This is a genomic window from Apibacter muscae, from assembly GCF_007845635.1.
GTDB classification, from domain to species: domain Bacteria; phylum Bacteroidota; class Bacteroidia; order Flavobacteriales; family Weeksellaceae; genus Apibacter; species Apibacter muscae.
Genome location: NZ_SELG01000039.1, coordinates 1 through 8040, shown reverse-complemented (window position 1 = coordinate 8040; position 8040 = coordinate 1). Strand labels below are relative to the sequence as shown.

The following is an 8040-nucleotide window of genomic DNA, read 5'->3' as shown; positions in this document are numbered from 1 at the left end:
CAAGGCATGAGCCGCATACGAGTACAATTCCCATGGCAGAAAGCCTATGGAGGACAAAGCCCCTGGATCCGCTCCATTACCCCATACGCCGGTAGCGGAAAAGGAATGCATGTAGTACCCGAGATAGGCGAAGAAGTAATTGTCGCTTTTGAAAACGGGAACGCAGAAAAACCCGTAAGCCTAGGCGCCATGTTCAACGGCAAGGGAAAATCCGGACACGGAGGGGCTGGGAATTATATTAAAGGTTTACAAACCCCAAGCGGAAACAAGATACAGTTTAATGATAAAGAAGGAAGCGCTTTACTCACCGATAACGGAGGAGCCAGTATGAAGTTTGATGGAGCCGGGAATGCAGTAACTAATGCAGCTGTTACTCATATAATTAATGTAGGTGGAAAGGATAATGATGCAGGGCCTTCAAATGTAACCATGGATCAGAGTGGAAATATAACCATAAAAGGAGATGCTAATGTTACCATTATAACAGGAAATTCTATGATAGAATTAACTCCGGATAAAATATCTCTTTCTGCTTCGGAAATAAATATTAATGGTGAAAAGATTGAAGTTAAAGGCCCGGGACAGTGGCAAGGTGGAAAAATAAAAATTAATTAATCCTCTTTTTAAAATCAATGACTATGAGTGAAAAATTTAATTTTTTTTTTAGAGGATGATGAGAAACCTTCTGATTTTAAGAAATTAACCCGTCAGCTACAAGAAGAATTCAAACAAAAACAAAGAGAAGAAAAAAAAGAAAAAGATGAAATAAAAGCCAAGGCATTAAAAAGATTTGGATTTAGAAAGAAGGGAATTCAAAAATACCAAGTGCGATTAGAAGGAGAAATGCAAGTCAATAGCATGAACGTAAAAACAGTTGTAGAAAATAAATATATACTACAGCTAAAAGAAATTTATGAAAATTCTGTACTTATAGATTTGGTAAGCTACGATAAAGAAATGGTAGAAACTTCTAATCCTACCTTTAAAGAAATGTTTATGGTAACTCGTCAACTGGAAAAATTATACGATGAATTTACTGCAAGAGTTTCCCATGAAGGAGAAATACTGGAAATAAAAAATTTATCAGCTTTACAAGAAAAATGGCTAAGAATAAAAAAAGAATTGGTGCCTTATTTTAATGAAGGAACCAATATTGAGGAATTTTTTTCTTTGAATGACCAAACGATGAAATCACCGGATATATGGAAGCAATTACTTAATGAACAAGAATTTTTATTTTTATTTTTCAAATTAGCCGGTTATGGGAAAAAGCTTAATTTTTCTGATACATTGGTAAAAGAAAATGCATATCGCAGCGGAAAAATAGCTTGGGATATTCAAGGTTATACACCAATTGAATTTTTTTCGGAAGTTTTAAATTTAAGTATTTCCGGAAGTTTTAAGCCATCTACAGGCTGGTTAGATAAAGCCTATGGAAAAATGCCCTTTATGAATGAGATAAGTTTTCAACCGTCTTATCAATTGCAGGCAGATTATCAGATAGATTCTGAAAGTGGATTTATACGGAAAGCTCATGTTTATTGGGAAGAAATCGCACATCCCTCTTTGGTTTTCCATAAAATGAAATTTACTATAACCCAAATATCTTAAACAATGGCAAATGAAATTTTTAATGAAAGCCATTATTTTATGTGCGAAGGAGGCTTAAAACCGGCATCCTTAAAGACCAGCCAAGAAAATGTTCTCCTTGAAAATAACAAATATTACCTTACCGAATACAGCTTAAAGTGCAAAGGGATAGATTTTTCCTGCAGATGGGTAGCTTTATTGGTAGCTATTATTGCAGCTGCCATCGCTTTGCTTATGTCCTGCCCGGCGGGTTGGGTATTGTTGGCAGCCATAGCCGGAGCTGCCGGAGGCGCTCTATTAGCCGGGAAAATATGCGGAGATAAGGCAGCTATCGTTAGAGTTTGGTTAGTAATAAAAGACGACGTTGTTTTTGGGGAGCATAAAGCCGTATCTAACCATAAACCTCAGCATTTAAATTGTAGAGCCTTTGGTTATAATATTGTTTATAAACCCAATGTAACTAGTGAATTTGAAGCTATTTGCATTTTTGGTGGAAATGTATTAATGACCGGATTGGAAGCTTTTATGTATGTATATGCCTTTAGGGGAGGCGGAACTTTACTAACCAAACCCATGACTTTTTTCCGTAATTTCGGAGTTAATTATCTAAAGACTATTTCTAAATACGGAATGTTAGGAAGAGGTGTTTTTGGAGTTTGGGGTGGAGCCAATGCTTACTATATGTCCGATACGGAAGGTTTTAATGCCAATGAAGTAGCCAAAGCTTCTGCACAAAGTTTTTTCTTTGCAGAAACAGCGGCTTATCATGCAGTAACCGAAAGAGATCCTCAAAGTATTGCCTTGCTTTTAAGCATGGGAGGAATTCCTGCAGGAGGAAAAACCGGGCAGAGAAATTCTTTAGGAATGGAAAAAGTAGCAGATGCTACCAAGGCTGATTTAGCAAATTCCGTAGAAGGGGTTAAAAATAATATGCGCTCTGCTGTTAATAAAGCCATAGAATTTAGGGATAAATTAAAATCTCAAAAAAAGGGAGATGGCGCTTTTGAAAAATATTTAGGGGGAAGAGGAATTAATAGTCAATTTGGGGATACAATGGGGGAATATAGTGGGAGAGAATTTTTTAAGGATAAATGTGGTGGGAAAATTTTGGATTTAGACTATAAAAATACAACAATAACTAAAGAAGGTATAGAAACAGTAAAAGAACATACATCTAGATTTGGTGAAGACCATGCAAATCAAAAAATGATAGAACGATTAGAAGCTATAGAAAGAGGAGAATTAGAAATAACTGAATATGATAAAAGATATTATACACATGAAATTAGAGAATCTCAAAGATATGATAATATGGGAGTTGAAAAAGGAGAGAAAGGAAGTTTTGAACAATGGAATGATGCTCATACAGCTACTTTAGAAGATTATAAAATAAATGAAATAGAACAACCATTATATCACCCTGAAGCATTAAATGAATAAGAGTATGAATGTAAAATATAAAATAATAAAGATTATTAAAAACCATAATGAAGGAAGACCTGTAGGAGTTCCTATCATTGATAGAATTATGACTAAATATGGCGTATTTGGAGGAATACTTAAAGTTGAATTAGATAATTATGTTAAAGATAATTTAATTGTATGGACTGATTCATTGTCTTTATCAATAACAGAGAAAGGAATTGAATACTTAATGGATGAAGATAAAATATAATTAAGTAAATAATTCACCATTATATCACCCTGATGCCCTTAAATAAAATTATGGAAAAAAATATTGAAACATTAAAAATTATTAATCAAATTAGTTGCAGTTCAGCAGTAAATTTAAGAAGTATAGATATGAGAGTAATGATTAAATATTCTGAAATTATTTATAATAAAGAATTATTACCAATTATAAACTCTTTAATTGATAAATCTTATCTTAAATGGGTAAAAGAGAATTCAAGTGTAATAATAACTAAAGAAGGTATTGAATGTTTAATAAATGAAGGGGAAAATTTAAATAGTTAACCAATGAAAAGTAACTATTTTTTTAAAAAATAAAGATAAAGTAATAAAATATTTACCCTTGTTTTCTAAAGAAGAAATAAGTTAGATTGTTCCTAATTTTGATCAAATAGCAGGAACTTTGCAAAGTACATCTTTTATTAATTGTATAGAAAGTATAGGAGAAAAATATCCGAATATACCTTATATACAAGATGACATACAAGATGCTACCAAGACTAATTTAGCAAATTCCGTAGAAAGGGTTAAAAATAATATGCGCTCTGCTGTTCATAAATCCATAGAATTTAGGGATAAACTAAGGGCTCAAAAAAAGGGAGATGGTGCTTTTGAAAAATCAACAGGCGGAAAAAGCCCTTTTGATACCATAGCTGAAGATGGATATAGGGGAGGTCTTGAACATATAAAGCAAATACAAGATCAATAGAAGAAGCATCTTTTACATCCGAAAATATTAATACCCTCGAAAAACATGTAAGTAAACCCGAAATTTCTAATAAAGAAACAGGAGAACCTTGGGCTTTAAATAAAGTAATGATCGAACGTTTAAGAGCCATTGAAAGAGGTGAGTTAGAGGCTACCAATCAGGATAAAGCCTATTTAACTCATGAGTTAAGAGAATATGAGCTTATGGATAAAGGCATGAGTTATGGTGAGGCTCATGCACAAACTTGTAAAGAATATGGAATTACAGCAGAAATGGAGAGAAAAACTAATGGAGAACATCCCTTTTATACAAAAGAGGCAGAAATAGCAGATTTAAAAGAATCAGGATTTTAAAAAATTAAATATATTTATATGGAATACAATTATCAGTATATGGATAAAATATCAAAATTAATTATTTTAAGAATGGCTAGTTTAAAAACAATTGAATCTAGCTATCAATTTAATAAAATATTTATGCATATTGGGAGTATTGCTTCTGCAACAAGATTATTAGATGAATTAGAACAAGAAAAACTGATATCTCACGAAGGAATCTATGATAAAGATCCTTCCTTTTATAAAAAAATAAAAATAACTGAAGAGGGAGAAAATTATTTACAAGAAAATTTGAAAAATATATCATTTTCCAATACTGAATTTAATGAACATAGGATTGATTTATTAAATAAAATATTTGGATTATCCTGATATTATCCAATAAACAGAATTTATTAAAAAATAGATGAATTTTCTAATGGCGTAAGAAGAGGTAATGGTAAAGGTCATGAGAACAAAATTAAAAGGAATGGAACAGCACAAAGTTGGTTTCCGGAAGGGTGGACTCCTTCGGATATTGAAGCAGCAGGAAATCATGTTATTAATAATACCCCTAATTTTGGTTCAATTCCTGATGGACAACCCGTTTATGGTACTTATAAAGGAGTACGTGTTGGAGTAATAAAAACTAATGGAAAAGTGGCTACCATATTCCCTGATGGGAATATACAACCCCCTCCATTACCTAATTCACCCCCTATTTTACCCAATAAAGATAATTTAAATGACAAAAAAAATAGAAATAGAAAATATACTAAATAAGATAGCAAGTCTTCATATAGAAGATGACTACGCTTTTAATAAATATTTTGATAAAATACTTGAATTATTGAAAAATAATGAATCTGAAGCTATACATATTTTAACTACGCTATCTGAAAAAGATATTGATTGGCTAACTCCTATGTTTGAAGATCTTTCAGCTGAATTTCAAAGCTACAAATTTATATTGTGCTTAGAAGAAATAAAGAAAAAGTATCCAAATATTCATTTAATAGATGAAAGTATCCAATGGGCAAAAGACGCAATGGATGAATAATAATAGATGCTACCAAGGCTGATTTAGCAAATTCCGTAGAAGGGGTTAAAAATAATATGCGCTCTGCTGTTCATAAAGCCATAGAATTTAGGGATAAACTAAAGGCTCAAAAAAAGGGAGATGGTGCTTTTGAAAAGAGTGCAGAACAAATAAAAGCAGAGGAACTTATAGATCAAGCTAAAATAGCTGAAGCTGAACTTACAGATTTGCTTATAAAGCTGGCAGAAGAAAATGAAGGAAAAATGGAAGGACTTGATTTTAGATTGAAATCTATTGAGTCTTTAACTAGAAAACTACAAACTGATGGACTTAATGCTGAAATGAAAGATGTCCTTCGCTATACAACCATATTTGAAAACTCAAAATTAACTTCTAGAACAAAAACAATGTTAGATGCCTTAAAACAGAATGGATATAAAGAAGTAGCCATAAAAAACACTTTTAAAGATGGAGCTATTTATAAAGGTATAAATACTAATTTTGAGACACCAAATGGACAAGTTTTTGAACTTCAATTTCATACACCTGAAAGTTTTAATGTGAAGCAAAATATTAATCATATTTTATATGAGGAAGCAAGATTACCTAGCACAGAAGTAGCTAGACAAATAGAATTAAAAAATATAATGATTGAAAATTCATCTAAGATACCTAATCCACAAGGGGTTTCTAGTATAAAATAAAAGCATATGATAGATTATAATTATATATACTATAAGAAAAATATTAATGGTGAGGATACATTATTTAGGATACCTAAAAATGGAATTAAATTCCATGAGCAAATTCAAAATATACAAGTTTTAGATAAAAAAAAGTGGACAACAAATCATTTAAAAATTACTTCTTTCTTGAATGATTATATGACAGGATGGATAGATGAAGATGATTATTTATCTTCAGAAGAAGTACAAAGAATATTAAATGAAAATATGTAATGAATTATTATCAATTAGTTCAGGAGGCCAGACAGTTTTCTATACTAGCCCATAAAGAACAAAAATATGGTGCTTATCCCTACGATATTCATCTAGGTCACGTAGTTGAAGTATTAATAACAAACGCTGTTGGTTTTTATTCCGAAGAAGATTATACATTATTAGCTGTTGCTTGGTTGCATGACATCTTAGAAGATACTAATACATCTAAAGAGCAGCTTAATATTAGATTTAATATTAATATTGCCGAAATAGTTTATTCTTTAACAGATGGAAAAGGAAATACAAGAAAAGAAAAGAAAGAAGAAGTATATAAAAAAATAATTTATAATCAGGAAGCAATAATAGTAAAGTTAGCAGATAGAATAGCTAATGTTGAATTTAGTTTAATTCATGGCAACATAGAGAAAATAAAAAAATATTATACAGAACAAAAAGATTTAGAAAATTATATTAAACCTAATATTAGCACAAATTTAGGTAAGATATTATTTGAATATTTAGAAAAAATTTTCACCAATAATATCTATTTAATTAAATGAAAAAAAGTTTATATATTTTTTAAATTGAATTATGAATTTATCTTAAAATAAAACAATACATATAGCATAAAAATATAAAAAACATTATCCTGAATTAATAGAACGTCAAATTAAATCTCATATTTCAGGAATAGATTTCTCTAAACCTGTAGAAATGATAGAAATAAGTAAAGGAACAGAACTATATCATTATACTAAGGTCAATAGTGAAGGCATTTCTTATAGAGGAGATTATTATACGGCTAACCTTAATCATACTCCAAACGAGTTGGGTATTTCAGATAAGTATAATGTCAGAGAAGGTAGAAATTATACAGATGAGATAAAAACAGTTAACCAAGAAAAAATAATTATAAAACAAGAGGTAGAAGGGTTAAAAAGTACTTCAGCTCCTATAAATGATACATGGTCTTAAAAAGATAAGTCTATTCCAACCAAAGGAGGAGGAAGTTAAATATATACCTAAGAGTCAAATAAAATGAATTACAAAGAAGTCAATACTAAAAAAGAGTATAATTTACTTATTCTAAAAGTGAAAAAGGAAACAGAAAAATTATTTTATAAATATCCAGAAATAACTATATATAAAATAATATTAGATCAACTTATAGATATAATAAGTTCATTAAAATCAAATAAAAAATTTACAGATAATGAAATATATAAAAGATATAATCTGGGTGCCATAGCTGTGAAAAATTTTGATTGTGATGAAGATTTATATGGTAGAGAGCTACAAGATATATTTGGAGGATTGTTTGATTATCATCAAATGCCTGATAAATAAATGAATTTTTAATAATATATATTTATGGTGAATTTTAAAGCAAAGATTAATTTTTTTGCTTTTTTACTTAAAAACAGAAAGTATAATCAAATTAAAAATGTAAAAAATCTACACATAACAAAACATACGGTTTTGGAGAAACACAGCCTGGTTTATATAAATTGTTTCTGGAAGGAGTTTTTTCTAATATTTAAGAATTAAGTATTAGCCATACATTTTAATTAGTATGCATATAGGAGTAGATAAAACTTTACTTAATATAAGTGCGTGAAATTGATTTCATAAAAAAAGGTTATAACTGATATTAGTTATAACCTTCTGATATTAAAGCTCCTCCTGCTGGGCTCGAACCAGCGACCCTCTGATTAACAGTCAGAGAGTTAATGTATTTCTTTATTTTACTAT

At 30.1% G+C, this 8040-nt stretch carries 15 protein-coding genes; all 15 read left to right on the top strand.

Annotation, left to right across the window (positions count from 1 at the left end; all coding sequences use genetic code 11):
- Positions 1–615 (top strand): phage baseplate assembly protein V (locus ETU08_RS09135; protein ID WP_221410551.1); only part of this gene is annotated, 615 nt, incomplete at its 5' end.
- A 27-nt stretch (positions 616–642) separates the two neighbouring features.
- Positions 643–1611, top strand: a complete 969-nt coding sequence (locus ETU08_RS09130; protein ID WP_146262720.1) for a hypothetical protein — start codon at positions 643–645, stop codon at positions 1609–1611.
- 3 nt (positions 1612–1614) lie between these two features.
- Entirely contained in the window at positions 1615–3030 is a 1416-nt protein-coding gene (locus ETU08_RS11970) for a hypothetical protein (RefSeq protein ID WP_221410550.1), read from the top strand.
- A 4-nt stretch (positions 3031–3034) separates the two neighbouring features.
- Entirely contained in the window at positions 3035–3265 is a 231-nt protein-coding gene (locus tag ETU08_RS09120) for a hypothetical protein (protein WP_146262719.1), read from the top strand.
- Positions 3266–3315: 50 nt separating this feature from the next.
- Complete coding sequence (locus ETU08_RS09115) at positions 3316–3567, top strand: hypothetical protein (RefSeq protein WP_146262718.1); 252 nt, start codon at positions 3316–3318, stop codon at positions 3565–3567.
- Between the two features lie 118 nt (positions 3568–3685).
- On the top strand, positions 3686–3991 hold the full coding sequence (locus tag ETU08_RS09110; protein ID WP_146262717.1) for a hypothetical protein: 306 nt from the start codon (positions 3686–3688) through the stop codon (positions 3989–3991).
- Between the two features lie 107 nt (positions 3992–4098).
- Positions 4099–4344, top strand: a complete 246-nt coding sequence (locus tag ETU08_RS09105; protein ID WP_146262716.1) for a hypothetical protein — start codon at positions 4099–4101, stop codon at positions 4342–4344.
- An 18-nt stretch (positions 4345–4362) separates the two neighbouring features.
- On the top strand, positions 4363–4701 hold the full coding sequence (locus tag ETU08_RS09100; RefSeq protein WP_146262715.1) for a hypothetical protein: 339 nt from the start codon (positions 4363–4365) through the stop codon (positions 4699–4701).
- 30 nt (positions 4702–4731) lie between these two features.
- Positions 4732–5091: an EndoU domain-containing protein gene (locus ETU08_RS12115; protein WP_146262722.1), complete on the top strand. Its 360-nt coding sequence runs from the start codon at positions 4732–4734 to the stop codon at positions 5089–5091.
- Complete coding sequence (locus ETU08_RS09090; protein ID WP_146262714.1) at positions 5054–5368, top strand: hypothetical protein; 315 nt, start codon at positions 5054–5056, stop codon at positions 5366–5368. Before ETU08_RS12115 ends, ETU08_RS09090 begins: the two co-directional genes overlap by 38 nt.
- Positions 5369–5424: 56 nt before the next feature.
- Complete coding sequence (locus ETU08_RS09085; protein ID WP_146262713.1) at positions 5425–6051, top strand: hypothetical protein; 627 nt, start codon at positions 5425–5427, stop codon at positions 6049–6051.
- Between the two features lie 6 nt (positions 6052–6057).
- The gene (locus ETU08_RS09080; RefSeq protein WP_146262712.1) at positions 6058–6306 is read left to right on the top strand and encodes a hypothetical protein; all 249 of its coding nucleotides are present in this window, start codon (positions 6058–6060) and stop codon (positions 6304–6306) included.
- On the top strand, positions 6306–6848 hold the full coding sequence (locus ETU08_RS09075) for an HD domain-containing protein (protein WP_146262711.1): 543 nt from the start codon (positions 6306–6308) through the stop codon (positions 6846–6848). The genes ETU08_RS09080 and ETU08_RS09075 overlap by 1 nt, the downstream gene beginning before the upstream one ends.
- Before the next feature lie 97 nt (positions 6849–6945).
- Positions 6946–7263 (top strand): polymorphic toxin type 46 domain-containing protein, encoded by a 318-nt coding sequence (locus tag ETU08_RS09070; protein ID WP_311388701.1) that lies wholly within the window; start codon positions 6946–6948, stop codon positions 7261–7263.
- Between the two features lie 63 nt (positions 7264–7326).
- A complete protein-coding gene (locus ETU08_RS09065) occupies positions 7327–7635 on the top strand; it encodes an immunity protein Tsi6 family protein (protein ID WP_146262709.1) in 309 nt (102 codons plus the stop codon).
- Positions 7636–8040 lie beyond the last annotated feature (405 nt).